This is a genomic window from Zestomonas carbonaria, from assembly GCF_904061905.1.
GTDB classification, from domain to species: domain Bacteria; phylum Pseudomonadota; class Gammaproteobacteria; order Pseudomonadales; family Pseudomonadaceae; genus Aquipseudomonas; species Aquipseudomonas carbonaria.
In genome coordinates, this window is record NZ_CAJFCI010000023.1 from 41,180 (window position 1) to 65,711 (window position 24,532).

The following is a 24,532-nucleotide window of genomic DNA, read 5'->3' on the forward strand; positions in this document are numbered from 1 at the left end:
GGGCTACGGAGTGGCCTTTTACGCGCCGCGACTGATCAGCACGTCGCAGGGCGGTTGGCGCATCAGGCTCTGGGCCAGGCCGCCGAGCAGCGCCTCGCTGAGCACGCTGCGGTTGTGCTGGCCGAGGGCGACCAGTTGCGGACGCAGCTCGTCGATGGCGGCCTGGAGGCAGCTCATCCGTTCGCCCATGCGCAGGCCATGGCGCAGTTTCGCGCCGGCGGGCAGCCTGGCGCTTTCGTCGGCTATCAACTTTTCGAACAGCGAACGCTGGCAGGCCAGGTCCTGCTGGGCGGCTTCGGCGTGGATCGGCGCCACCTCGCAGATGTGCAGCGCGAACATGTCGGCTTCTTCCGGGAGCAGGCGCCGGCTGATCTGCATGGCGTTGCAGGCGCTGAGCGAGAAGTCCACGGCGACCAGCGCCTGGGTATAGGGCGCCACCGGTTCGTGGACGGCCAGCAGCACCGGCACCTGGCTCTGCCGGGCGACGCGTTCCAGGGTGGTGCCGGCGAACAGCTCGGGGCGGCCCTTGTGGTGGGCGCCGAGCACCAGCAGGTCGGCCTGCTGTTCCTTGAGATGCAGGGAGATCACTTCGTGCGGGGTGCCTTTGGCCAGCAGCAAGCGGCTGTCGATTCCGGCGAAGGTGGCCAGCCGGCGCGCCAGGTGCTGTTCGGTGGCGTCGAGTAGGTCGGGGTGGTCGAGAACGTGCAGCAGGGTCAGGCGGGCGCCATGCTGTCTGGCCAGTTGGGCGGCGCGCTGCAGCGCCACTTCGGCTTCTCGGCTGAGGTCGTGGGCGATCAGAATGTGCTGGAACATGGCGCGTCTCCTCCGGCGGGATGCAAGCAGTCTGGCGCGCCTTGGCGGTTCCGGTGTTGCGCTGGATCAACGGTGCGACGGGAGGTACTGCCGATCCGTTCCCCTGGCGTGCCGCTCAGTGGCGGCGCAACTGGTAGAGCGCCTGGCTTTCGGCCACCACTTCGTCGCTGGCGTCGCGCAATTGCAGTTCGAGCGTGTAGTCGACCTTGCCGTGCAACTCGGCCTCGCGCTGGATGCGCTCGATCTCCTCGGCGGACAGCCGCGCCTCGACGTGGATGTCGCCGGTCGCCGGGCGGCGGAAGCGCAGGTTGAGTTCCTTGACGATGGGGTAGAAGCGCTCGTGGTCGAAACTGGTGGCGAACAGCGCGCCGCCGGGCACTTCGGCGAGGGTGAACAGGGCGCCGGCGTACATGGTGCCGATGTGGTTCTCGTTGCCGGCCAGCGGGGCGCGCAGGCACACGTAGCCGGGCTCGAGCACTTCGGCCTTGAGGTTCATGCGCTTGACGAAGGCGATCTTCTCTTCGGTGAGGAGACGGGCAAGTTCGGCGGGCAGGGCCATGGCGGGGTTCCCTTTCGTTGTCATTGTCGTCGTCCAGCCTAAACGTCCGGGTTGGCAAGGCAATGGCCGGAGCGCCTGCGGTGATTGACCGAAGCGCTCAGGCGCCCCTCATTCGTCCATCTCCGCTTCCAGCTTGCGGGCGCGGCGGCCGTCCTCGCCGGTGAGCTGGAGGAAAATCGCCGCCGCCAGCATGGTCAGCACGCCAACGCACAGGAAGGTGGCCTGGAAGGCGCCGAGCACGCTGCCGGTCCCGGCGTCGATGGGCGCGCTGAAACCGCCGAGCAGCGCCGCCGCGCAGGCCACGCCGAGGCTCAGCGAGAGCTGGGCGACCACCGACAGCAGGCTGTTGCCGCTGCTGGCCGAGCGGTCGTCGAGGTCGATCAGGGTGACGGTGTTCATCGCGGTGAATTGCAGCGAGTTGATACCGCCGAGGATGGCCAACTGGATCAGCAGCAGCCAGTAGGGATAGTGCGGCCCGGCCAGGGACAGGCTGGCCAGCCCGATGCCGAGCGCCAGGGTGTTGCCGGTCAGCACCGTGCGGTAGCCGAACCGTTCGATCATCCGCCGCGCCAGGGACTTGGCGAGCATCGCCGCCAACGCCAGGGGGATCATGCTCATCCCCGCCTGGGCCGGCGAGTAGCCCAGCGCCACCTGCAGCAGCAGCGGCACCAGGAACGGCAGGGCGCCGCTGCCGAGGCGGGCGAACAGGTTGCCGATGATGCCGACCGCGAAGGTGCGGGTGCGGAACAGGCCGGGGGCGAACAGCGGTGTCTCGATGCGCACCGCGCGCAGCCAGTAGGCGGCGAGGCAGGCCATGCCGGCGAACAGCAGGATCATTACGCGCAGGTGCGGCAGGTGCAGTTCGCCGAGTCCTTCCAGGGCGATGGTGATCAGCACCATGGCCGCGCCGAACAGCAGGAAACCGAGGCTGTCGAAACGGCTGCGCTCCGGGCCGCGCAGGTCGGGCATCAGGGTCAGTGCGGCGATGCAGCCGAGCAGGCCGACCGGCAGGTTGATCAGGAAGATCCAGTGCCAGCTTGCGTATTCCACCAGCCAGCCGCCGAGGGTCGGGCCGATCAGCGGGCCGAGCAGGCCGGGGATGGTGATGAAGCTCATGATCCGCACCAGCTCGCTGCGCGGGTAGGCGCGCAGCACGGTCAGGCGGCCGACCGGCATCATCAGCGCGCCGCCGAGCCCCTGCACCACGCGGGCGGCCACCAGTTGGGTGAGGCTCGAGGACAGCGCGCAGAGCAGCGAGCCGATGCTGAACAGCAGGATTGCGCTGAAGAAGATCCGCCGTGTGCCGAAGCGGTCGGCGATCCAGCCCGAGGAGGGGATCAGCAGAGCCACGGTGAGCATGTAGGAGATCACCACCGACTGCATGCGCAGCGGGTCTTCGGCGAGGTCGCGGGCCATCGCCGGCAGCGCGGTGTTGAGGATCGTGCCGTCGAGGGTCTGCATGAAGAAGGCGATCGCCACGATCCAGGGCAGCAGGCGGGCGGTGCGGGCGTCGAGCAGGAGCGGGCTGGGCATGACTATCCTTGGTACGGCTTCCTGGGGGCGTTGGGGCCGGGCTGCTCAGCCCGGCGCCGGGATCGGCAGGTGTCAGGCCATGCGAAACAGCTTCCGCGCCCGCTCCGCCAGGCGCTTGACCGGACCCTTGCGGCCGGTCGGCGGCAGGTTCTGCTGGGCCACCCAGTCCTTCCAGCGAATGCGTTCGTCGCGTACCAGCCAGCCGTCCTGCGGGGCGAAGCTTTCCGCCAGCCACAGGCCGCGGGTCGAGGCGGTCTTCAGCTTGCCGTTCTTCAGGGTGAACAGTTCGGCGGTGGGGCGGCCCTGTTCCAGTGGGATCAGGTAGAGGTCGGGGTGGCGGCGGTCGAGGCGGGCGACCAGTTGGTCCTCCTCCAGGCGCTCGTCGACGTGCAGCAGGCTGAGGTGGCGGACTTCCTTGGGCAGTTCCAGGCGCAGGTCGTAGACCAGTTGCAGCGAGGCGGTCGGCAGGTGCACGTAGGCGCGCGGCCGCTCGAGCAGCGCCAGGTTGCCGCAGCGCACCTGGCGCGCCGAGCCGGACAGGGGGCTGAGGCGGAAGTGCACGCTTTCCCGGTAGCGCTGTACGCTCTGGTAGGGCGCCGGCAGCCAGGTGTCGCCGAAGCGGCCGCTGAGCCAGCCCTCCGGGGTTTCCAGCAGGCATTCCTCGGCGACCTCGTGGATCGCGGTGAGCAGCGGCAGGTTCAGCTCGTGGGCCGGCACGTAGCCGGAGATCAGCTTGAGCACCACGTCGCCGCGATCTTCGCGGCGCTGGCGGACCAGTACCCAGTAGTCGCGGCCTTGCCAGCCCAGGGTCACGCGCACCGAAACGCCGAGATTGGCCAGTTCGGCGGCGAAATGCTCGGCATCGGCCACCTCGATAGGGCGGCGACGTTCGAGCATCTGGGTGAAATTCAACGGCCGGCCGAGGCTCTGGTAGCTCAGGCTTTCGGCGTTGGCCTCGACGAACAGCGGCAGTGTATGGAAGGTGCTGGGGGCCTTGCGGGCCAGGACTCTCGACATCTCTGCTCCTTGGCTGGCCGTCGTGCGGCCCTTAGGGTCTGGTTCTGATCACGTTTGCGGCGGTCGCGACATTATGGGCCAGATGCAACGGGTTGATGGTTCCGACTATCGCGGCGCCGACAGCGGGGTGGCCGAACACCAGTTCGAAGCTGGCGCGCACCGGATCGACGCCGGGCGCCAGGCAGGCGTGCCCGCTGGCCAGCGCCTTCTTGATCAGGATGCCCTTGCCGTGGGCGGCGGCGTAGTCCAGCACCGGGCGTTCGGCCTGTTCGTTGAGGTTGTAGGTGACCATCGCGCAGTCCCCGTCGCGCAGGGCCAGCAGGCCGCCGTCGACGGTCTTGCCGGAGAAGCCGAAGGCGCGGATCTTGCCCTCGGCCTTCAGCGCGGCGAGGGTCGGGTAGACCTCGGTGTTCTCCAGCACGGCCAGGTCGTTGCCGTCCGAATGTACCAGCAGCAGGTCGAGATGATCGGTCTCCAGGCGTTGCAGGCTGCGCTCCACCGAGCGGCGGGTATGCGCGGCGGAGAAGTCGAAGTGCGAAAGGCCGTTCTCGAACTCCTCGCCGACCTTGCTGACGATCACCCAGTACTGGCGCTGGCCGCGCAGCAGCGGGCCGAGGCGTTCCTCGCTGCGCCCGTAGGCCGGCGCGGTGTCGAGCAGGTTGATGCCGAGTTCGCGGGCCAGGTCGAGCAGCGCGCGGGCGGCCTGGTCGTCGGGGATGGTGAAGCCGTTGGGGTACTTCACGCCTTGGTCGCGGCCGAGCTTGACGGTGCCCAGGCCGAGCGGGGAGATCGTCAGGCCGGTATCGCCCAGCGGGCGGTGCAGGTCGTGCAGGGTCTCGTTCATGGCAGCAGTTCCTCCCAGACCGGGCGGGCCAGCGGCGGGCGCGGCAGCTCCGGCAGCGGTGGCCGTTCGCCGGGCTGGATGCCGGCGCGCTCCAGGCTGGCCAGCACGCGGTCGGCGAAGTCCGGGGCCAGGGCCAGCTTGGTCGGCCAGCCCACCAGCAGGCGGCCCTGCTCGGCGAGGAAGGCGTTGTCCGGGCGGACCAGGCCGGATTGCGCCGGCTCGGCGCGGTCCACGCGCAGGGTGGCGAAGCGTGCGTCGGAGAGGTCGATCCACGGCAGCAGGGCCGCCAGCTCCTTGCGCGCGGCGGCGATCTGCGCGGCTTCGTCGCGGGCCACCCCGTCCGCTTCGGCGATGTCACCGCCCAGGTACCAGACCCATTGGCCGTCGGCGGCCGGGTGGCTGGTCACGGTGATCCGTGGCTTCGGTCCGCCGCCCAGGCAATGGGCGTACAGCGGCTTCAGCCCGGCGCCCTTGACCAGCACCATGTGCAGCGGGCGGCGCTGCTGGGCCGGCTGGCGCAGGTCGAGCCCGGCCAGCAGCGCCTCGTTGCCGGCGCCGGCGCTGAGTACGATGCGCCGGGCGTGGATGTCGCGGCCATCGACGCGCAGGCCGACCAGTTCGTCGCCGTCACGCAGCGCTTCGATGTGCGAGCCGGCCAGCAGGCTGTCGCCGGCCAGCCCGGCGAGGCGGGCGATCAGGCTGGGCACGTCGAGCACCAGTTCGTTGAGGCGGTAGACCTTGCCCTTGAAGGCCGGGTCCTGCAGCGCCGGCGGCAGTCGTTCGCCCTTGACCTGGTCGACGCGGGTACGCATCGCCTTGCTGGCGAAGAAGCTGGTCAGGTTGCCGGCCAGGGTGCCCGGCGACCACAGGTAATGGGCGTCGGAGAGCAGGCGCACGCCGGACAGGTCCAGGTCGCCGCCGCCGGCCAGCGCCTCGCGCCAGCGCCGCGGCATATCGCCGATCGCCTCGGCCGAGCCGGTCAGCGCGCCATGCAGGGCGTACTTGGCGCCGCCATGGATGATGCCCTGGGACTTGACGCTCTGCCCGCCGCCGAGGCTGGCGCTTTCCACCAGCAAGGTGGCGAAGCCCAGGCGACGCAGGCGCGCGTTCAGCCACAGGCCGGCGACGCCGCCGCCGATGATCAGCACGTCAGTGGAAAGGGCTTGGGGCATGGTGGACCGTCCGGCTGGATATACAGGCCGGCAAGTATATCTTGGTACCGTTCCGCGTACCTTGCGGGAGCGTTTTCTGGGTCCCCGCGTTCGCGGGGATGACGGTTGGGCGCCGGGGGGGCGGGCGTCCGAGCCGGGAATTCAGTCCGTAGGGTGCGCCGTGCGCGCCGGGAAGATCGGTGCCTCAATCCTTTCGGTGCGCGCGCACCCTACATGAACCTAGTGCCCGGTGCTGCTGGAGAACATATTGATCACCACCACTCCGCTGATGATCAGGCCGATGCCCAGCATGGCCGGCAGGTCCAGGCGCTGGCCGTAGAGGAACAGCGCGGCGATGCTGACCAGGACGATGCCGAGCCCGGACCAGATGGCGTAGACGATGCCCACCGGCAGGCTGCGCATGACCAGGATCAGCATCCAGAAGGCGATCGCGTAGCCGACGATCACCAGCAGCAGCGGCAGCGGTGTGGAGAGGCCCTTGACCGCTTTCAGCGAGCTGGTGGCGACCACTTCGGCGGCGACGGCGATGGCGAGGTAGGCGTATGGGGTCATGGCTGGGCTCCAGAAACTCTGCCGCGGATTCTAGGCATCCTGGCGATGAGGTAAAGTGACTACCTATCTGTCTGGAAGATAGGTTGAACGCCATGCAATGGAACCTCGAACAACTGCGCCTGTTCGTCAGCGTCGCCGAGCTCCGCTCGTTCTCGGCGGTGGCGCGTGAGTCGCGGCGCGCGCAGTCGGCGGTGAGCCAGGCCATCGCCCTGCTCGAAGCCGACCTCGGTGTGCTGCTGTTCGAGCGCAGCAGCGGTCGCCAGCCACAGCTCACCGAGGCCGGCGCGGCGTTGCTGGAGGAGGCGAGGGCCGTGCTGCAGCAATGCGAGCGCCTGGAAGGACGGGCACTGGGGCTGGCGCGTGGCGAGGAAGCGCGCCTGCGCCTGGCCCAGGACGAGGCGATGCCCTACCAGCCGGTGCTCGTCAGCCTGGAGGCGCTGGCACGGGCCTTTCCGCTGCTCGAAGTGCAACTGGCCAGCGGTGCCCAGGGCGACGTGGCGCGCAAGCTGCTGGAACGGCGTGCCGACCTCGGCCTGCTGTTCCACCACGAGCACATGCCCGCCGAGCTGGAGCGCCAGCGGCTGGGCTCCATCGAGATGGTCACGGTATGCGGCGCCGGTCATCCGCTGGCCACGCAGGCTTATGTCGAACGGCAGCGGCTGGCCCGGCACCGCCAGTTGCTGATGGCGCCCCAGGGCAACCGCTATCCCGGCGGCGAGCAGATCAGCCCGCTGGTGTGGCGTGCCGACAGCTTCTACGCCATGGCCGAGCTGGTGATGCGCGACCTCGGCTGGGCCTGGCTGCCGCGCCACGTGGCGCGCTACCCGGCCTACCAGGGGCAACTGGTGGAGTTGCGCAGCGACTGGACGCCGCCGCCGCTGGTGGTGGAACTGGTGTGCCGCCGCGACGAGAACCTCGGGCCGGCGGCCAACTGGCTGGCTGATTGTCTGGCGCGAGAGTTGTTGGCACAGACCTGAGCCGCCGTTCGTCGCAGGCTCGACTCGCCCAGGGGCGCCCCCTAAACTGCCGGCCCATGAATCGACACCTCTATACCCTGCTGTTCCACCTCGGCCTGCCGCTGGTCGGCCTGCGCCTGTTCCTCCGCTCGCGCAAGGCGCCGGCTTATGCCAGGCGCATCGGCGAGCGCTTCGCCAGCGGGCTGCCGGTGCTCGAGCCCGGTGGCATCTGGGTGCATGCCGTCTCGGTGGGCGAGAGCATCGCCGCCGCGCCGATGGTGCGCGCGCTGCTCGAACGCCATCCGGAGCTGCCGATCACCATCACCTGCATGACCCCGACCGGTTCCGAGCGCATCCAGGCGCTGTTCGGCGATCGCGTGCAGCATTGCTACCTGCCCTACGACCTGCCCTGGGCGGCCGGGCGTTTCCTCGACCGCATCCGGCCGAAGCTGGCGGTGATCATGGAAACCGAACTGTGGCCCAACCATATCCACCAGTGCGCGAAGCGGGGCATCCCGGTGGCCCTGGCCAATGCGCGGTTGTCCGAGCGTTCGGCGCGCGGCTATGCGCGCTTCGCCGGGCTGACCCGGCCGATGCTCGGCGAGCTGAGCTGGCTGGCGGTGCAGACCGAGGTCGAGGCCGAGCGCTTCCGCCAACTGGGGGCGCGGCCCGAGCGGGTGACGGTGACCGGCTCGATCAAGTTCGACCTGCATATCGATCCGACCCTGACCGAGCGCGCCACCGCCCTGCGCGCGGAGTGGGGGATAGATGGCCGGCCGGTGTGGATCGCCGCCAGCACCCATGCCGGCGAGGACGAGATCGTCCTCGATGCCCACCGCCAGTTGCTCGACCGGCATCCCGACGCGTTGCTGATCCTGGTGCCACGCCATCCGGAGCGCTTCGCCGGCGTCCATGAGCTGTGCCGCCAGCGCAACTTCGCCACCCGGCGCCGTTCCACCGGCGAGACGGTGGACGGGCAGACCCAGGTGCTGCTCGGCGACACCATGGGCGAGTTGCTGTTCCTCTATGCCTTGGCCGACCTGGCTTTCGTCGGCGGCAGCCTGGTGGCCAACGGCGGCCACAACCTGCTGGAGCCGGCGGCCCTCGGCAAGCCGGTGCTGAGCGGACCGCACCTGTTCAACTTCCTGGAGATCGCCGCGCAATTGCGCGAGGCCGGCGCGCTGCTGGAGGTCGAGGAGGCCCCGGCACTGGCCGAGGCTCTGCTGCGCCTGTGGGCCGAACCGGCCAGCGCGCAGTCGATGAGCGACGCCGGCCTGTCGGTGCTGCGCGCCAACCAGGGGGCGCTGGAACGGCTGCTGGGCGGCCTGGACCGCCTGCTTGTGTAGTAGCTTCGTAGGATGGGTCGAGGGGCGTAGCGACGATACCCATCGAGCCTGTGCCGATGGATGAGCCCGACGTGCGCACCCTACCCGCCGCACCATGAAAAAGCCCGACTGGACGTCGGGCTTTTTCGTTCACTCCGGGCGAACGCTGCGGATCTGCGCCTCGGCGGCCGAGGAGAGGTCCGGCGGCAGGAAGTCCTTGTCCGGGTTGTAGTCCGGCTTGAGGTACTGGGCCAGGGCTTCCAGGTCGCCCGGATTGAGGGTGCCGGCGGCCTGCTTGAGGCGCAGGTTGTCGAGGATGTAGTCGTAGCGTGCGTCGTTGTAGTTGCGCACCGAGCTGTAGAGCTGGCGCTGGGCATCCAGCACGTCGACGATGTTGCGGGTACCGACCTGGTAGCCGACTTCGGTGGCTTCCAGGGCGCTCTGGTTGGAGATGATCGACTGCTTGCGTGCCTGCACGGTTTCCACGTCGGTGTTGACGGCGCGGTGCAGGTCGCGGGTGTTCTGCACGATCTGCCGGCGCAGGCTCTCGCGCAGTTGCTCGGTCTGGTTGAGACGCTGGTGGGCTTCGCGCACCTGCGAACTGGTCAGCCCGCCGCTGTAGATCGGGATGTTCAGTTGCAGGCCGATGCTGCGCTGCTCGACGTCGCCGCTGTAGGTGACGCCGCTGCCCGCCGTGTTGGTGAAGCCGAGGGCGTCGTTGTCGCCCTTCTGGTACTGGGCGATGGCGTCGAGGGTCGGTGCGTGGCCGGACTTGCGCTGGCGCACGGTTTCCTCGGCGGCGTCGACCGCGTAGTTGCTGGCCAGCAGGTTGAGGTTCTGGCGCGCGGCGGTGTCGACCCAGGCCTTGGCGTCGTTCGGCGACGGCGCCAGCACCGGCAGGCTGTGGCGGATGCCTTCCACGGAGCTGTATTCGCGGTTGGTCAGGGTGGTCAGGGCCTGGAAGGCGTCGTCCACCTGGCGCTCGGCGATGATCCGGTTGGCTCGCGCGGTGTCGTAGCCGGCCTGGGCTTCCAGCACGTCGGTCTTGTCCGAGAGGCCGACGTCGAAGCGCTCGTTGGCCTGGTCGAGTTGGCGCTTGAACGCCGCTTCCTCGGCCTTGGTCGAGGCCAGGTTGTCCTGGGCGCGCAGCACGGCGAAGTAGGTTTCGGCGCTCTGCAGGATCAGGTTCTGCTCGGTGGCCGAGAGTTGCAGCGCGGCCTGTTCGTCGGTGGCCTTGGCGGCCTGCAACTGGAACCAGCGATCGGCGCGGAACAGCGGCTGGCTCAGGGTCGCCTGGTAGACGGTGCCGCTGCGGTCGGCCCTCACCGAGGGCGAGTCCACCTCGGTGCGCGTATCGGTCAGGTTGGCGCCGGCGTTGATCTGCGGCAGCAGGCCGGAGCGGGCCTGCGGGACCACTTCCTTGCGTGCCGCGTAGTCGGCGCGGGCGGCGGCAAGATCGGCGTTGTTGTTGACGGCTTCCTGATAGACGCTGACCAGGTCGGTCTTGGTGCTCAGGGGGGCGGTTTCTGCCCAGGCCAGTCCATTGGATGCGGCGGCCACGGCGAGTGCCAGGGAGAGTCTGCGCAGCATGTTGGGGCAGTCCTGCTGATGAGGGAGATAGGCAAGGCTAAGGGGCGCCGGTAAGGGGGTCAAGCGTCGCCACGCGCGCCGTGCGGCCTGCAGCGTTTCCTGTCTGGAACAATTCGTTTCCGTGACCCGTCGGTCGGCTTTATCTGACTGGCGGGTTGGTTTTCTCCGTTCGCCTTGTTTAGACTGGCCGCGTTCTTGTCGGGGTGCCTCGAATCGGAGGCTGAGATCGGACAGTTCCGGATCCCGTTGAACCTGATCAGGTTAAGGCCTGCGTAGGGAACAAGATGTCCTCGCCAAATCCCTCGGCGAGTCCCTCTCCACACCGTTCGCGGTGTGCCTTTCGCCTTCAGGTTCGCTCCGACATCCACCCCGGAGACAGCCGATGAGCGTGCAAAACCATAAGAAACTGAGCGAAAGCGCCCAGGTCGACCAGCAGTCCGTCCAGCCCTTCCCGCGTTCCCAGAAAGTCTACGTGCAGGGCTCGCGCCCCGATATCCGCGTGCCGATGCGCGAGATCAGCCTGGACGTCACTCCCACCGCGTTCGGCGGCGAGATCAACCCGCCGGTCACCGTCTACGACACCTCCGGCCCCTACACCGACCCCAGCGTGAAGATCGACGTGCGCGAGGGCCTGGCCGACATCCGTTCGGCGTGGATCGACGAGCGCGGCGACACCGAGCGCCTGCCGGGGCTGAGTTCCGAGTTCGGCCAGCGCCGCCTGGCCGATGCCGAGCTGGCCACCATGCGTTTCGCCCACGTGCGCAACCCGCGCCGCGCCAAGGCCGGGCAGAACGTCAGCCAGATGCACTACGCGAAGAAAGGCATCATTACCCCGGAGATGGAGTTCGTCGCCATCCGCGAGAACATGAAGCTGGCGGAAGCCCGCGAAGCGGGGCTGCTGAACGAGCAGCACGCCGGGCACAGCTTCGGCGCCAACATTCCCAAGGAGATCACCCCCGAGTTCGTCCGCCAGGAAGTGGCGCGCGGCCGGGCGATCATCCCCGCCAACATCAACCACGTGGAGCTGGAGCCGATGATCATCGGCCGCAACTTCCTGGTGAAGATCAACGGCAACATCGGCAACTCGGCGCTCGGCTCGTCCATCGAGGAAGAAGTGGCCAAGCTGACCTGGGGCATCCGCTGGGGCGCCGACACCATCATGGACCTGTCCACCGGCAAGCACATCCACGAGACCCGCGAGTGGATCATCCGCAACTCGCCGGTGCCGGTCGGCACGGTGCCGATCTACCAGGCGCTGGAGAAGGTCGGCGGTATCGCCGAGGACCTCAACTGGGAGCTGTTCCGCGACACCCTGATCGAGCAGGCCGAGCAAGGCGTGGACTACTTCACCATCCACGCCGGCGTGCTGCTGCGCTACGTGCCGCTGACCGCCAAGCGGGTCACCGGCATCGTCTCGCGCGGCGGTTCGATCATGGCCAAGTGGTGCCTGGCGCACCACAAGGAGAATTTCCTCTACACCCACTTCGAGGAAATCTGCGAAATCATGAAGGCCTACGACGTCAGCTTCTCGCTGGGCGACGGCCTGCGTCCGGGCTCCATCGCCGACGCCAACGACGCCGCGCAGTTCGGCGAGCTGGAAACCCTTGGCGAACTGACCAAGATCGCCTGGAAGCACGACGTGCAGACCATGATCGAAGGCCCCGGCCACGTGCCGATGCAGTTGATCAAGGAGAACATGGACAAGCAGCTCGAATGCTGCGACGAGGCGCCGTTCTACACCCTCGGCCCGCTGACCACCGACATCGCCCCCGGCTACGACCACATCACCTCGGGCATCGGCGCGGCGATGATCGGCTGGTTCGGCTGCGCCATGCTCTGCTACGTGACGCCCAAGGAGCACCTCGGCCTGCCCAACAAGGACGACGTGAAGACCGGCATCATCACCTACAAGATCGCCGCCCACGCCGCCGACCTGGCCAAGGGGCATCCCGGCGCGCAGATCCGCGACAACGCGCTGTCCAAGGCGCGCTTCGAGTTCCGTTGGGAAGACCAGTTCAACCTCGGCCTCGACCCGGACACCGCGCGCAGCTTCCACGACGAGACCCTGCCGAAGGACTCGGCCAAGGTGGCGCACTTCTGCTCCATGTGCGGGCCGAAGTTCTGCTCGATGAAGATCACCCAGGAAGTCCGTGACTACGCCAAGGACAACGGCCTGACCGACGAACAGAAGGCCATCGAGGCAGGCTTCAAGGAGCAGGCCGGGCGCTTCAGGGACGAGGGTTCGGTGATCTACAAGCAGGTGTGACACGAGGGCTTCCCTCCGTCGTTCCCGCGTTCGCGGGGACGACGGGGCGGGCCAAGTCTGGAACGTCTCCAATCAAGCTGGACCTCCGCGTGCGCGGGGATGACGGCTTTGCGGACCATCCCCGATCCAACGAACCTTTTCGCGAGATGCCCACATCGTGACCACTCCCAGCCCCTACGTTCCCGATCTCGCCGTACCCGCCGATCGCCGACAGTTCGGCGCGCGCGACCTGTTCTCCCTGTGGTTCTCCCTCGGCATCGGCCTGATGGTGCTGCAACTCGGCGCGCTGCTGGCGCCGGGACTGGGCATGGCCGGGGCGCTGACGGCGATCCTCGCCGGCACCCTGGTCGGCGTGCTGCTGCTCGGCGCGGTGGCGGTGATCGGCACCGACACTGGCCTGGCCTCGATGGCCGCGCTCAGGCTCAGCCTCGGTTCGCGCGGCGCGACGCTGCCGGCGGTGCTCAACCTGCTGCAACTGGTCGGTTGGGGCGCCTTCGAGATCATCGTCATGCGCGATGCCGCCAGCCTGCTGGCCGGCAGGGCCTTCGGCGCGGACAGCGCGCTGACCAACCCGCTGCTGTGGACGCTGTTCTTCGGCGCCCTGGCGACCTTCCTGGCGGTGGCCGGTCCGCTGACCTTCGTGCGCCGCGTGCTGCGCAAGTGGGGCATCTGGCTGCTGCTCGGCGCCTGCGCCTGGCTGACCTGGAACCTGTTCGCCCGCGCCGACCTCGCCGCGCTGTGGGCCAGTCGTGGCGACGGCTCGCTGCCGTTCGCCCTGGGTTTCGACATCGCCATCGCCATGCCGCTGTCCTGGCTGCCGCTGATCGCCGACTACTCGCGCTTCGGCAAGCGTCCCGGCGGAGTGTTCGCCGGCACCGCCATCGGTTTCTTCCTCGGCAACGTCTGGCTGATGAGCCTGGGCGTGGCCTATACCCTGGCGTTCGCCACGAGCAGCGCCGAAGCCAACGCCTTGCTGCTGGCGCTGGCCGGCGCCGGGCTGGGCATTCCGCTGCTGCTGATCCTGCTCGACGAGTCGGAGAACGCCTTCGCCGACATCCACTCGGCGGCGGTCTCGGTGGCCATCCTCGCGCCGCTCAGGGTCGAGCACCTAGCCCTGGCCATCGGCCTGCTGTGCACGGTGATCGCCGGGCTGGCGCCGCTGGCCGAGTACCAGAACTTCCTGCTGTTGATCGGCTCGGTGTTCGCCCCGTTGTTCGGCGTGGTGCTGGTCGATCATTTCGTCCTGCGCCGTCGCCGCGTGGACCTCGCTCCGCGCCAGGCGCTGCGCTGGGACACTCTGCTGGCCTGGGGATGCGGCGTGCTGCTGTACCACCTGCTGGCGCACTTCGCCCCGCAGATCGGCGCCAGCCTGCCGGCGTTGCTGCTGGCCGGCGGCCTGCAGTTCGTACTCGGGCGTTCCGCGGCGGCTGTTGCGGCTCGCGTGGTGGATTAACCGTAGCCCGGATGCAATCCGGGCTACGTGGGGGTTCAGCCGCGCCTGGGGATGTACTGCGGCTTGAACACGCCGTCGAGCTGCGCATAGGGAATCGTCAGCTCGGGATGGCCGCTGGAGTAGGGCGCCAGGGTGTAGACGTCGTACTTGAGCAGCAGCGCGCCACGGGTCAGGGCGATGTTCTCGGTCTTCTGGAACGGCCAGGTCTGAAGGTAGTCGGCATCCCCGTCGAGCTGCCCGGCGGCCAGCCAGCGGCGGTGCGCCTGTTCGGCCAGCTTCCAGAACGCCTCTTCCTGGCCGGGTAGCAGCATGTCGCGCAGGCTCAGCGGCTTCTCCAGTTCACGGTCGTAGTTGATGAAGCGCCGCCCCGGCATGCCGTGGGCACCGCCGGTCGCCAGGTAGCTGGACAGTTCGAGGACCAGCAATCCGTCATGCTGGTCGCGTATCTTGGCCTGCAGGTAGCTGACCCAGCCGGGGCGTGCCTCGGCGAGGAAGTTGCGTTCGTAGGCTTGCAGCGATGCCGGCAGCGGCGCGCCGGGGGCGTCGGCGGTCATCTCCAGCAACTGGCGCTCGATCAGCGCGTTGAGCTGCGGTTGCCCGGCGAATTCCAGGGTATCGATGTTGACCAGCGGGCACCGCTCGCCCTGGCAGCCGTCCGGGGTGTGTTCCCAGGCGATGCGTCGGGCTTCCAGCAGAGGGGGTTGCATCAGGGATTGGCAGCCGCCCAGCAGGAGCAGGGCGCAGAGCAGGGAGTAGTGGAGCGGGCGCATGGACATCCTTGGCGGAAAGATGGGACAGGGCTTCGACTGCCGGCGGCGCGGGGAGTTCGGCGCGGGCGGCACAGCCATCTATCCTGGCAGCCTGAGAGGGCGCTGGAAAGGGGCTGCACCCGGACCGGGGGCGCGCTAGGATGGCGGGAAGTCGAGGCCCGGAGCGATCGGGCCGACAGTGGGGGAAACGATGAGCGAAACCTTCAAACCAGATGCCGAGGCGGTGGAAGTCCTCAAGCGGGAAGCGTGCTTCCAGGGCTTCTACCGGCTCGACCGGGTGGAGCTGCGGCACCGCCAGTTCGCCGGCGGCATGGGGCCGACCATCAGCCGCGAACTGTTCGTGCGCCACGATGCGGTCTGCGTGCTGCCTTACGATCCGCAGCGCGATTGCGTGGTGCTGATCGAGCAGTTCCGCGTCGGCGCCATGAACAAGGCGTCGAATCCCTGGCTGCTGGAACTGGTCGCCGGGCTGATCGATACCGACGAACAGCCCGAGGAGGTCGCCCGTCGCGAAGCGCAGGAAGAGGCCGGGCTGGAGCTCGGCGCGCTGTGGCCGATCACCCAGTACTTCCCGTCGCCGGGCGGCAGCGACGAACTGGTCCACCTGTTCGTCGGCCGCTGCGACAGCGAGGGCGCCGGCGGCGTGCACGGCCTGGCCGAGGAGGGCGAGGATATCCGGGTCCATGTCTGGCCACTGGAAGATGCCCTCCAGGCGGTCAAGGACGGATTGATCAACAATGCGGCGAGCATCATCGCCCTGCAATGGCTGGCGCTCAATCGCGCCGAGGTCCGGGGATTATGGGTGTAGTCCTGCTGCGCGAGCGCTATCGGGTCGACCTGGCTGGCCTGCAAGCCGCCTGCGAGGCCAACTATGCGCGGTTGATGCGCCTGCTGCCGGCCATGCGCGTCGAGCGCAGCTCGCGGCGCGTGGCGCTCAGCCAGGGCGAGCGGCTGCTCGGCGTACTGGCCCTGGACGTGATCGAGGCCTGTCCCTACACCACCACCCTGCAGGTCACCCAGGAGCACAGCCTGCCCTGGCTACCCGTGCCGCGCCTGGAGGTGCGGGTCTACCACGATGCACGCATGGCCGAGGTGATCTGCGCCGAGAACGCGCGGCGCTTCCGCAGCATCTATCCCTATCCCAATGCGGCCATGCACCAGCCGGACGAGAAGACCCAGCTCAACCTGTTTCTCGGCGAGTGGCTGAGTCATTGCCTGGCCTGCGGGCATGAACTGGAGCCCTTGCTCTGACCGCGCAGAAAGCTGCCACTCTGTGATCTGGGTCTAGAACTTGGCTTTCACTGTGTCCGGGCAGCCACCATAATCGTCTGAGATCGTCCGAATTCTCCGGCATCCAAAGGGAGTCGTTGCCTTGCCGAGCCCGCCGCATTCCTCCGCCGATTCCTCGGTGCTGCTGGTGCAGCTTACCGACAGCCATTTGTTCGCCGAGGCGGATGGCAAGCTGCTTGGCCTGGCGACCGAAGACAGCCTGCGACTGGTGATCGACAAGGTGCGCGAGGAACAGCCGCACATCGACCTGATCCTCGCCACCGGCGACCTGTCCCAGGACGGCACGCCAGCTTCCTACCAGCGCTTCGAGGAGTTGATCTCGACCCTCGACGCGCCGGCGCGCTGGACGCCCGGCAACCACGACGAAATCGAGATCATGCGCGAGGTCTGTAACGGCAACGACCGCCTCGATCCGGTGGTCGACATCGGTGCCTGGCGTATCGTCCTGCTCGACTCGGCGGTACCCGGCGCGGTGCTCGGCCACTTCGACGACAGCCAGTTGCAACTGCTCGAACGGGCCCTCGGCGAGGCGCCCGACCGTCACCACCTGATCTGCTTCCACCATCATCCGGTCTCCATCGGCTGCGCCTGGATGGACCCGATCGGCCTGCGCAACGCCGATGCGCTGTTCGCCGTGACCGATCGCTTCCCGCAGGTCCGCGCGCTGCTCTGGGGGCACGTGCACCAGGATTTCGATCGCCAGCGCAACGGCGTGCGCCTGCTCGCCTCGCCATCCACCTGCGTGCAGTTCGCTCCCGGCAGCGAGGAGTTCAAGGTCGGCAGCGAGGCCCCCGGCTATCGCTGGCTGCGCCTGCATGCCGACGGGCGCATCGACACCGGTGTGTCGCGGGTCATCGGCATCGATTTCGAGATCAACTACAGCGTCAAGGGCTATTGAGCGGTAGCGAAGGCCTGTTTGCCGGTGTGGTGGGCTGAGGCAGACAGCGGCGCTCGAACTTCCTCTCCCTCCGGGAGAGGGCCGGGGTGAGGGAGCGGATCCCAAGGTGACGACCGGGCCGAGGAAACCCCGCCAGCCTGCGCCAGGTCACAGGGACGACGTCCCCGCAGCCGGGCTGGCTTGCAGCCTGTAGCCTGTAGCCTGTAGCCTGCCGCCCCATGATTCCCAGCATCCTCTATATCCACGGACTGAACAGTTCGCCGACCTCGCGCAAGGCCAGCCAGCTCGCTGCGCTGATGCAGCGCCTGGGGCGGAGTGACGGACTGCGCGTCCCGGCCCTGCACCACCAGCCCCGCCAGGCCATCGCCCAGTTGGAAGCGGCGATCGGCGAGCTCGGCCGGCCGGTGCTGGTCGGCAGTTCCCTGGGCGGTTACTACGCCACCCACCTGGCCGAGAAGCATGGTCTCAAGGCCCTGCTGATCAACCCGGCGGTCAACCCGCATAGGCTGTTCGACGGCCACCTCGGCCCGCAGACCAACTACTACACCGGGGAGACCTGGGAACTGACCGAAGACCACGTCGCCGCCCTCGCCGAGCTCGAGGTGCTGCCACCACGGGACCCGACACGCTACCAGGTGTGGCTGCAGACCGCCGACGAGACCCTCGACTATCGCCATGCCCAGGACTTCTACCGGGCCTGCGCGCTGCGCATCGAGGCCGGTGGCGACCACGGTTTCCAGAACTTCGCCGCCCACCTGCCGGCGCTGCTGGCGTTCGTCGGCGTGCCGGCCGTGGAGTGGCGTGACATCGACTTTTCCACCTTCGACTGAACGGAGCGCTATGGCCACTTACAACGCGGATGCCATTGAAGTCCTCTCCGGCCTCGACCCGGTGCGCAAGCGCCCGGGCATGTACACCGACACCACCCGGCCGAACCACCTGGCCCAGGAAGTCATCGACAACAGCGTCGACGAGGCGTTGGCCGGCCACGCCAGGTCGGTGCAGGTGATCCTTCACGCGGACAACTCGCTGGAAGTGCTCGACGACGGCCGCGGCATGCCGGTGGACATCCACCCGGAAGAAGGCATTCCCGGCGTCGAACTGATCCTCACCAAGCTGCACGCCGGCGGCAAGTTCTCCAACAAGAACTACCAGTTCTCCGGCGGCCTGCACGGCGTCGGCATCTCGGTGGTCAACGCCCTGTCCACCCAGGTGGAAGTGCGCGTCAAGCGCGACGGCAGCGAGTACCGCATGACCTTCGCCGACGGCTACAAGTCCACCGACCTGGAAGTGGTCGGTACGGTCGGCCGGCGCAATACCGGCACCAGCGTGCGCTTCTGGCCGGACGGCAAGTACTTCGACTCGCCGAAGTTCTCGGTCAGCCGCCTCAAGCACGTGCTCAAGGCCAAGGCGGTGCTCTGCCCGGGCCTGGCGGTGAGCTTCGAGGACAAGGGCAGTGGCGAGCGCATCGAGTGGTTCTACGAGGATGGCCTGCGCTCCTACCTGGTCGACGCCGTGCGCGAATTCGCCCGCCTGCCCGACGAGCCGTTCACCGGCAGCCTGGCCGGCAACACCGAGGCGGTCGACTGGGCGCTGCTGTGGCTGCCGGAAGGCGGCGAATCCCTGCAGGAAAGCTACGTCAACCTGATTCCCACTGCCCAGGGCGGCACCCACGTCAACGGCCTGCGCCAGGGCCTGCTCGACGCCATGCGCGAGTTCTGCGAGTTCCGCAACCTGTTGCCGCGCGGCGTCAAGCTGGCGCCGGAGGACGTCTGGGAACGCATCGCCTTCGTGCTCTCGATGAAGCTGCAGGAGCCGCAGTTCTCCGGGCAGACCAAGGAGCGCCTGTCGTCCCGCGAGGCGGCGGCATTCGTGTCCGGCGTCGTCAAGGACGCCTTCAGCCTGTGGCTCAACCAGCATCCGGACATGGGCCTGCAACTGGCCGAGCTGGCCATCAGCAACGCCGGTCGTCGCCTCAAGGCCGGCAAGAAAGTCGAGCGCAAGAAGATCACCCAGGGCCCGGCACTGCCCGGCAAGCTGGCCGACTGCGCCGGGCAGGACCCGGCGCGCGCCGAGCTGTTCCTGGTCGAGGGCGACTCCGCCGGCGGTTCGGCCAAGCAGGCGCGCGACAAGGAGTTCCAGGCGATCATGCCGTTGCGCGGCAAGATCCTGAACACCTGGGAAGTGGACGGCAGCGAAGTGCTGGCCAGCCAGGAAGTGCACGACATCGCCGTGGCCATCGGCATCGACCCCGGCTCGAGCGACCTGTCGCAACTGCGCTACGGCAAGATCTGCATCCTCGCCGATGCCGACTCCGACGGCCTGCACATCGCCACGCTGCTCTGCGCCCTGTTCGTCCGCCACTTCCGCCCGCTGGTGGAGGCCGGCCACGTCTACGTCGCCATGCCGCCGCTGTTCCGCATCGACCTCGGCAAGGACGTGTTCTATGCCCTCGACGAGGCCGAGCGCGACGGTATCCTCGAACGCCTCGTCGCCGAGAAGCGCCGTGGCAAGCCGCAGGTCACCCGCTTCAAGGGCCTCGGCGAGATGAACCCGCCGCAGTTGCGCGAAACCACCATGGACCCGAATACCCGTCGCCTGGTGCAGCTCACTCTCGAGGATTTCGAACTGACCCGGGAAATCATGGACATGCTGCTGGCCAAGAAGCGCGCCAGCGACCGCAAGTCCTGGCTGGAGACCAAGGGCGACCTGGCCGAGGTGCTCGCTTGACCCGTGCCTGGCTCGCCGCGCTGCTGCTGGCCGGCCTGCCGGCCTTCGCCCAGGAGCAGCCCGCGCAACCCGAGGAACTCAAGTTGCAGGCCGAGTACCCTGTCGAGGGCATGGCCGTCGGCAACCTGTCCGGCCTGGCCTGGTGCAGCGACGCGCTGTGGGCGGTGTCCGACCGCGAGGATGACCGTTTGTACCGGCTGACTCCGGCCGACAACCTGCTGCTGGCCGAGGCCGAGACCTTCGAGGCGCCGCCTGTGACTGACAGCGGCCTGCCCTGGGGACTGCGCACGCGGAGCTGGCTGGCCAGCCAGGTGCGCGGCGGCGAGCTGGATTTCGAGGGGCTCGCCTGCGACGCCGAAGGTAACCGCTACCTGGTCAGCGAGGCGCATGTCTCGGTGCTCAGGCTGCCGCCGGCGGCGACCGGCGGCGAATGGCTGGCGCTACCGTCGGGGATGGTCCGCCAGGCCCGTGCCAGCGGCATGCTGCTGCGTTTCAATGCGCTGCTCGAAGGTATCTCCGTCAACCCGGAAGGCAGCCGCCTGTGGCTGGCCGCCGAGCGCGAGCGCCGTGGTCTGCTGGTGCTGCACCGGGAACAGACCAAATGGACCTGCGCCGGCGGCTGCGTGCTGTTCAGCGAAGGCGGCAGCCAGGTGGCGCCTCCCCAGTTGGATGTGCCGGCGCAGCCACGCGATTTCTCCGACCTGACGTTCTTCGCCGGCCACCTGTTCACCCTGGAGCGCCAGGCTTACCGCGTCTGCCGCCGCAATCCGGGCAACGGCGAGGTCGAGCGCTGCTGGTCGTTCGCCGGGGAGGCGCTGCAGGAGCCGCGCCGCTATGGCATGCAGACGTTCGGCCTGGCCGAGGGCCTGGTGATCGACGAGAAGGGCGCCTGGATCGGCCTGGACAACGGCAGCGTCGCGCGCAACGACGGCGAGCAGCGGCCGATCGTCTGGCGTTTCGCCGCACCGAGCGGCGGCTGGAGCGCCAAGTGAGCGAGCAGACCGCCGGGCGGCGTGCCGGACGGGTCATGCTGGTGCTCGCCTGGGGTGCCGGCCTGCTGTTGGCCACGCATTACTTCGGCGTCTGGGAAGAGCGCCGCGAGCATCCCAATCGCCAGCCGCAGTCGCTGCATGGCGACGGCTACATAGAAGTACGCCTGGCCAGCAGCCGTGGCGGGCACTACCTGCTCGATGGCCAGATTAATGGCCAGGTGGTGACCTTCCTGCTCGACACCGGCGCTACCGCCGTGGCCGTGCCCGCCGGCCTGGCCGAGCGGCTGGGCCTGCAGCCCGGCGCACCGGTGCAGGTGCGCACCGCCAACGGCACGGTGACCGCCCACCGCACCCGCCTGGGCACGCTGAACCTCGGCGACATCGAACTGCGCGACGTCGCCGCGCTGATCACCCCGGGCATGGAAGGCGACGAAGTGCTGCTCGGCATGAGCGCATTGCGCCAACTCGAATTCACCCAGCGCGACGGCACCCTGGTGCTGCGCCAATCCACCGTACGATGAGGCCCGCATGAGCGAATCCCTCGACCTGAGCCTGGAAGGCGTGGAGCGTCGCTCCCTCGCCGATTTCACCGAGCAGGCTTATCTCAACTACTCCATGTACGTGATCATGGACCGCGCCCTGCCGCATATCGGCGACGGTCTCAAGCCCGTGCAGCGGCGTATCGTCTACGCCATGAGCGAACTGGGCCTGGATGCCGACGCCAAGCACAAGAAGTCGGCGCGTACCGTCGGCGACGTGCTCGGCAAGTTCCACCCGCACGGCGACTCGGCCTGCTACGAGGCCATGGTGCTGATGGCCCAGCCGTTCAGCTACCGCTACACCCTGGTCGACGGCCAGGGCAACTGGGGTGCGCCGGACGATCCCAAGTCGTTCGCCGCCATGCGCTACACCGAGGCGCGGCTGTCGCGCTATTCCGAGGTGCTGCTGTCCGAACTGGGCCAGGGCACCGTGGACTGGGTGCCGAACTTCGACGGCACCCTCGACGAGCCGGCGACCCTGCCGGCGCGGCTGCCCAACCTGCTGCTCAACGGCACCACCGGCATCGCCGTGGGCATGGCCACCGACGTGCCGCCGCACAACCTGCGCGAGGTCGCCACCGCCTGCGTGCGTCTGCTCGACGAGCCGGGCGCCACGGTCGAGCAACTGTGCGAGCACATTCCTGGCCCGGACTTCCCCACCGAGGCGGAAATCGTCACGCCGCGCGCCGACCTGCAGAGGATCTACGAGACCGGCCGTGGCTCGGTGCGCATGCGCGCCGTGTATCGCGTCGAGGATGGCGACATCGTGGTCACCGCGCTGCCGCACCAGGTTTCCGGCGCCAAGGTGCTGGAACAGATCGCCGCGCAGATGCAGGCCAAGAAGCTGCCGATGGTCGCCGACCTGCGCGACGAGTCGGACCACGAGAACCCCTGCCGCATCGTCATCATCCCGCGCTCCAACCGCGTGGACGCCGACGAACTGATGCAGCACCTGTTCGCCACCACCGAGCTGGAATCCAGCTACCGGGTCAACCTCAACGTCATCGGCCTGGACGGCAAGCCGCAGGTCAAGGACCTGCGCACCCTGCTCACGGAGTGGCTGACCTACCGCGTGCGCACCGTGCGCCGCCGCCTGCAATTCCGCCTGGACAAGGTGGAGAAGCGCCTGCACCTGTTGGAAGGCCTGTTGATCGCCTTCCTCAACCTCGACGAGGTGATCCGAATCATCCGTACCGAGGATCATCCCAAGCCGGTGCTGATGGAGCGTTTCGGCCTGACCGACATCCAGGCCGACTACATCCTCGACACCCGCCTGCGCCAACTGGCCCGCCTGGAAGAAATGAAGATCCGTGGCGAGCAGGACGAACTGGCCAAGGAGCGCGAGAAACTGCTCGCCCTGCTCGGCAGCGAAGCCAAGCTGAAGAAGCTGGTGCGCAAGGAAATCCTCGAGGACGCCGAGAAGTACGGCGACGACCGCCGCTCGCCGATCGTCGCCCGCGCCGAGGCGCGCGCCCTGTCGGAAACCGAGCTGATGCCCACCGAGCCGGTCACCGTGGTGCTCTCCGAGAAAGGCTGGGTGCGGTGCGCCAAGGGCCACGACATCGATGCCGAAGGCCTTTCCTACAAGGCCGGCGACAGCTTCAAGGCCGCCGCGCCGGGGCGTTCCAACCAGTACGCGGTCTTCATCGACTCGACCGGGCGCAGCTACTCCCTGGCGGCCCACTCGCTGCCGTCGGCGCGTGGCCAGGGCGAGCCGCTCACCGGCCGCCTGACCCCGCCGCCGGGCGCCAGCTTCGAATGCGTGCTGCTGCCCGACGACACGGCGCTCTACGTGATCGCCTCGGACGCCGGCTACGGCTTCGTGGTCAAGGGCGACGACCTGCAGGCCAAGAACAAGGCCGGCAAGGCCCTGCTCAGCCTGCCGGCCGGCGCCCGGGTGGTAGCGCCCAAGCCGCTCGCCAGCCTGGAAGAGGACTGGCTGGCGGCGGTCACCACCGAAGGCCGGCTGCTGCTGTTCCCGGTGCGCGACCTGCCGCAACTGGCCAAGGGCAAGGGCAACAAGATCATCGGCATCCCCGGCGATCGGGTCGCCAGCCGCGAGGAATACCTGACCGATCTGGCAGTATTGCCGAACGGCGCGACCCTGGTCCTGCAGTCCGGCAAGCGTACCTTGTCGCTCAAGCCCGAGGATCTGGAACACTACAAGGGCGAACGCGGACGGCGTGGCAACAAGCTGCCACGGGGCTTCCAGCGGGTCGAAGGCTTGCGGGTGGAGTGAAACCAGGGCGCGGCTCCGGAGCTTTTGGGCTGGAGTCGCGCCGCAGTTTCACGGATGATACACACCTGCCTGAGCGTCCCCGGCGCCGTTTGCCCCCGGCCGGTCATGCTGGCCGTTTGAGATGAGAGACATGAGTGCATTGCGTATCCCCCTGCTCCTGCTGCTGACCGGCGTGCTCGGTCTGTCGGGCTGTGTCAGCTTCCAGCCCGTGCCGCTGTACAAGCTGGACAGCGGCAACCCAGGCGTTCCCGCGCAGAAGAACGGGCCGGCGGTCCTTCTCGGCCCGGTGACGGTGGCCGACTACCTGCAACGCGAAACCCTCCTGCAACGCCAACCGGATGGCAGCCTGCTGCCGTCCAGCACCGGGCGCTGGGCCGGTAGCCTGAGCGCGGACATCGACCAGGTGCTGGTACGCCAGCTCGCCTGGCGCCTGGACACCCAGCGCCTGGTGCTGGCGCCGGCCGCTTCGGGTTTTACCCCGGACGTGCAGGTATTGCTGAACATCAGCCGCCTGGATTCCGGCCCACAGCAGCCGGCGGTGCTGGAAGCCGAATGGCGCCTGCTGGACAAGCAGGGGCAACTGCGTGACAGCCACCTGATCCGCTTGCAGGAAGAACACCTCGGCACCTCGGCCGACCAGGTGCGTGCCCAGAGCCTGGTGCTGCAACGCCTGGCCGAGCAGATGGCCACCACCGTGCAGCCGTTGCTCAAGGAGCCGCCGGTCGCCGAGACCCCGCGCAAACCGGCCGCCAGCAAGCCCCAGAAGGCTCGCGAGCCGGCGGAAGAGCCAAAGATCCCGATGGCCGCGCCGGTGCGCACCGATGTGGAAGTGTTCCGCTTCTGACCGCATAGCCGCCTCGATAGCAAAAAGCCCGCACTGGTTGCGGGCTTTTTTGTGGCCGTTCCGAAAGTCGATAAGAGCGCTGGAGGCTGGAAGGCTGGACGAAAAGGCGGTCCGGCTTTTGTAGGGTGCGCGCACCGTTGACCCTGGCGC

22 protein-coding genes and 1 riboswitch are annotated in these 24,532 nt (G+C 68.3%); of the genes, 13 read left to right on the forward strand and 9 right to left on the reverse strand.

Annotated features, from left to right (window positions below):
• Nucleotides 1-18 precede the first annotated feature (18 nt).
• The 7 genes from PSEWESI4_RS03920 to PSEWESI4_RS03950 form a co-directional block, all read right to left on the reverse strand.
• On the reverse strand, nt 19-813 hold the full coding sequence (locus tag PSEWESI4_RS03920; protein WP_187669872.1) for a universal stress protein: 795 nt from the start codon (nt 811-813) through the stop codon (nt 19-21).
• A gap of 115 nt (nt 814-928) precedes the next feature.
• Complete coding sequence (locus PSEWESI4_RS03925; protein ID WP_187669873.1) at nt 929-1,372, reverse strand: YiiD C-terminal domain-containing protein; 444 nt, start codon at nt 1,370-1,372, stop codon at nt 929-931.
• 108 nt (nt 1,373-1,480) lie between these two features.
• Entirely contained in the window at nt 1,481-2,905 is a 1,425-nt protein-coding gene (mdtD, locus tag PSEWESI4_RS03930) for a multidrug transporter subunit MdtD (RefSeq protein WP_187669874.1), read from the reverse strand.
• A 72-nt stretch (nt 2,906-2,977) separates the two neighbouring features.
• Nucleotides 2,978-3,922 carry a metal ABC transporter ATPase gene (locus PSEWESI4_RS03935; protein ID WP_187669875.1) on the reverse strand — a complete coding sequence of 315 codons (945 nt, stop codon included), beginning with the start codon at nt 3,920-3,922 and terminating at the stop codon, nt 2,978-2,980.
• Between the two features lie 31 nt (nt 3,923-3,953).
• The gene (locus PSEWESI4_RS03940; RefSeq protein ID WP_187669876.1) at nt 3,954-4,766 is read right to left on the reverse strand and encodes an aldo/keto reductase; all 813 of its coding nucleotides are present in this window, start codon (nt 4,764-4,766) and stop codon (nt 3,954-3,956) included.
• Nucleotides 4,763-5,938 (reverse strand): NAD(P)/FAD-dependent oxidoreductase, encoded by a 1,176-nt coding sequence (locus PSEWESI4_RS03945; RefSeq protein ID WP_187669877.1) that lies wholly within the window; start codon nt 5,936-5,938, stop codon nt 4,763-4,765. Before PSEWESI4_RS03945 ends, PSEWESI4_RS03940 begins: the two co-directional genes overlap by 4 nt.
• 219 nt (nt 5,939-6,157) lie before the next feature.
• Nucleotides 6,158-6,490, reverse strand: coding sequence for a DMT family transporter (locus PSEWESI4_RS03950; RefSeq protein WP_187669878.1), 333 nt, complete (start codon nt 6,488-6,490; stop codon nt 6,158-6,160).
• 92 nt (nt 6,491-6,582) lie between these two features.
• On the opposite strand from PSEWESI4_RS03950, the gene PSEWESI4_RS03955 reads away from it, so the two are divergent.
• Entirely contained in the window at nt 6,583-7,467 is an 885-nt protein-coding gene (locus PSEWESI4_RS03955; protein WP_187669879.1) for a LysR family transcriptional regulator, read from the forward strand.
• 56 nt (nt 7,468-7,523) lie between these two features.
• Entirely contained in the window at nt 7,524-8,792 is a 1,269-nt protein-coding gene (waaA, locus tag PSEWESI4_RS03960) for a lipid IV(A) 3-deoxy-D-manno-octulosonic acid transferase (RefSeq protein WP_187669880.1), read from the forward strand.
• 129 nt (nt 8,793-8,921) lie between these two features.
• On the opposite strand, the gene PSEWESI4_RS03965 is transcribed toward waaA, so the two are convergent.
• Entirely contained in the window at nt 8,922-10,361 is a 1,440-nt protein-coding gene (locus tag PSEWESI4_RS03965) for a TolC family outer membrane protein (protein WP_187669881.1), read from the reverse strand.
• A gap of 189 nt (nt 10,362-10,550) precedes the next feature.
• Nucleotides 10,551-10,657, forward strand: a riboswitch (TPP riboswitch).
• An 86-nt stretch (nt 10,658-10,743) separates the two neighbouring features.
• Between PSEWESI4_RS03965 and thiC the strand changes: the two genes are divergently transcribed.
• Both thiC and cytX read left to right on the forward strand, forming a co-directional pair.
• Nucleotides 10,744-12,627, forward strand: a complete 1,884-nt coding sequence (thiC, locus tag PSEWESI4_RS03970; RefSeq protein WP_187669882.1) for a phosphomethylpyrimidine synthase ThiC — start codon at nt 10,744-10,746, stop codon at nt 12,625-12,627.
• A 157-nt stretch (nt 12,628-12,784) separates the two neighbouring features.
• Nucleotides 12,785-14,080, forward strand: coding sequence for a putative hydroxymethylpyrimidine transporter CytX (gene cytX / locus PSEWESI4_RS03975; RefSeq protein ID WP_187669883.1), 1,296 nt, complete (start codon nt 12,785-12,787; stop codon nt 14,078-14,080).
• A 35-nt stretch (nt 14,081-14,115) separates the two neighbouring features.
• Here cytX and PSEWESI4_RS03980 read toward each other — a convergent pair whose 3' ends face one another.
• Nucleotides 14,116-14,850 carry an RsiV family protein gene (locus tag PSEWESI4_RS03980; RefSeq protein ID WP_187669884.1) on the reverse strand — a complete coding sequence of 245 codons (735 nt, stop codon included), beginning with the start codon at nt 14,848-14,850 and terminating at the stop codon, nt 14,116-14,118.
• Between the two features lie 190 nt (nt 14,851-15,040).
• Here PSEWESI4_RS03980 and PSEWESI4_RS03985 point away from each other — a divergent pair, with 190 nt between their 5' ends.
• The 9 genes from PSEWESI4_RS03985 (at nt 15,041) to PSEWESI4_RS04025 (ending at nt 24,382) form a co-directional block, all read left to right on the forward strand.
• On the forward strand, nt 15,041-15,658 hold the full coding sequence (locus PSEWESI4_RS03985; RefSeq protein ID WP_187669885.1) for an NUDIX domain-containing protein: 618 nt from the start codon (nt 15,041-15,043) through the stop codon (nt 15,656-15,658).
• Nucleotides 15,649-16,101 (forward strand): DUF1249 domain-containing protein, encoded by a 453-nt coding sequence (locus PSEWESI4_RS03990; RefSeq protein ID WP_187669886.1) that lies wholly within the window; start codon nt 15,649-15,651, stop codon nt 16,099-16,101. The genes PSEWESI4_RS03985 and PSEWESI4_RS03990 overlap by 10 nt, the downstream gene beginning before the upstream one ends.
• 121 nt (nt 16,102-16,222) lie before the next feature.
• The gene (cpdA, locus tag PSEWESI4_RS03995; RefSeq protein ID WP_187669887.1) at nt 16,223-17,038 is read left to right on the forward strand and encodes a 3',5'-cyclic-AMP phosphodiesterase; all 816 of its coding nucleotides are present in this window, start codon (nt 16,223-16,225) and stop codon (nt 17,036-17,038) included.
• 218 nt (nt 17,039-17,256) lie between these two features.
• Complete coding sequence (locus tag PSEWESI4_RS04000) at nt 17,257-17,868, forward strand: YqiA/YcfP family alpha/beta fold hydrolase (protein WP_187669888.1); 612 nt, start codon at nt 17,257-17,259, stop codon at nt 17,866-17,868.
• Between the two features lie 10 nt (nt 17,869-17,878).
• Entirely contained in the window at nt 17,879-19,768 is a 1,890-nt protein-coding gene (parE, locus tag PSEWESI4_RS04005; protein ID WP_187669889.1) for a DNA topoisomerase IV subunit B, read from the forward strand.
• Nucleotides 19,765-20,760 (forward strand): esterase-like activity of phytase family protein, encoded by a 996-nt coding sequence (locus PSEWESI4_RS04010; protein WP_187669890.1) that lies wholly within the window; start codon nt 19,765-19,767, stop codon nt 20,758-20,760. The genes parE and PSEWESI4_RS04010 overlap by 4 nt, the downstream gene beginning before the upstream one ends.
• 35 nt (nt 20,761-20,795) lie before the next feature.
• Nucleotides 20,796-21,281 carry a retropepsin-like aspartic protease family protein gene (locus tag PSEWESI4_RS04015; RefSeq protein ID WP_408004273.1) on the forward strand — a complete coding sequence of 162 codons (486 nt, stop codon included), beginning with the start codon at nt 20,796-20,798 and terminating at the stop codon, nt 21,279-21,281.
• 7 nt (nt 21,282-21,288) lie between these two features.
• Nucleotides 21,289-23,538, forward strand: a complete 2,250-nt coding sequence (parC, locus tag PSEWESI4_RS04020) for a DNA topoisomerase IV subunit A (RefSeq protein WP_187669892.1) — start codon at nt 21,289-21,291, stop codon at nt 23,536-23,538.
• 130 nt (nt 23,539-23,668) lie between these two features.
• Nucleotides 23,669-24,382 (forward strand): PqiC family protein, encoded by a 714-nt coding sequence (locus PSEWESI4_RS04025; RefSeq protein ID WP_187669893.1) that lies wholly within the window; start codon nt 23,669-23,671, stop codon nt 24,380-24,382.
• Nucleotides 24,383-24,532: the final 150 nt, after the last annotated feature.

Coding starts and splice junctions, on each gene's coding strand:
- PSEWESI4_RS03920 (WP_187669872.1), bottom strand. CDS start 813: ATGTTCCAGCACATTCTGATCGCCCACGACCTCAGCCGAGAAGCCGAA.
- PSEWESI4_RS03925 (WP_187669873.1), bottom strand. CDS start 1,372: ATGGCCCTGCCCGCCGAACTTGCCCGTCTCCTCACCGAAGAGAAGATC.
- mdtD (WP_187669874.1), bottom strand. CDS start 2,905: ATGCCCAGCCCGCTCCTGCTCGACGCCCGCACCGCCCGCCTGCTGCCC.
- PSEWESI4_RS03935 (WP_187669875.1), bottom strand. CDS start 3,922: ATGTCGAGAGTCCTGGCCCGCAAGGCCCCCAGCACCTTCCATACACTG.
- PSEWESI4_RS03940 (WP_187669876.1), bottom strand. CDS start 4,766: ATGAACGAGACCCTGCACGACCTGCACCGCCCGCTGGGCGATACCGGC.
- PSEWESI4_RS03945 (WP_187669877.1), bottom strand. CDS start 5,938: ATGCCCCAAGCCCTTTCCACTGACGTGCTGATCATCGGCGGCGGCGTC.
- PSEWESI4_RS03950 (WP_187669878.1), bottom strand. CDS start 6,490: ATGACCCCATACGCCTACCTCGCCATCGCCGTCGCCGCCGAAGTGGTC.
- PSEWESI4_RS03955 (WP_187669879.1), top strand. CDS start 6,583: ATGCAATGGAACCTCGAACAACTGCGCCTGTTCGTCAGCGTCGCCGAG.
- waaA (WP_187669880.1), top strand. CDS start 7,524: ATGAATCGACACCTCTATACCCTGCTGTTCCACCTCGGCCTGCCGCTG.
- PSEWESI4_RS03965 (WP_187669881.1), bottom strand. CDS start 10,361: ATGCTGCGCAGACTCTCCCTGGCACTCGCCGTGGCCGCCGCATCCAAT.
- thiC (WP_187669882.1), top strand. CDS start 10,744: ATGAGCGTGCAAAACCATAAGAAACTGAGCGAAAGCGCCCAGGTCGAC.
- PSEWESI4_RS03980 (WP_187669884.1), bottom strand. CDS start 14,850: ATGCGCCCGCTCCACTACTCCCTGCTCTGCGCCCTGCTCCTGCTGGGC.
- PSEWESI4_RS03985 (WP_187669885.1), top strand. CDS start 15,041: ATGAGCGAAACCTTCAAACCAGATGCCGAGGCGGTGGAAGTCCTCAAG.
- PSEWESI4_RS03990 (WP_187669886.1), top strand. CDS start 15,649: ATGGGTGTAGTCCTGCTGCGCGAGCGCTATCGGGTCGACCTGGCTGGC.
- PSEWESI4_RS04000 (WP_187669888.1), top strand. CDS start 17,257: ATGATTCCCAGCATCCTCTATATCCACGGACTGAACAGTTCGCCGACC.
- parE (WP_187669889.1), top strand. CDS start 17,879: ATGGCCACTTACAACGCGGATGCCATTGAAGTCCTCTCCGGCCTCGAC.
- PSEWESI4_RS04015 (WP_408004273.1), top strand. CDS start 20,796: ATGCTGGTGCTCGCCTGGGGTGCCGGCCTGCTGTTGGCCACGCATTAC.
- parC (WP_187669892.1), top strand. CDS start 21,289: ATGAGCGAATCCCTCGACCTGAGCCTGGAAGGCGTGGAGCGTCGCTCC.
- PSEWESI4_RS04025 (WP_187669893.1), top strand. CDS start 23,669: ATGAGTGCATTGCGTATCCCCCTGCTCCTGCTGCTGACCGGCGTGCTC.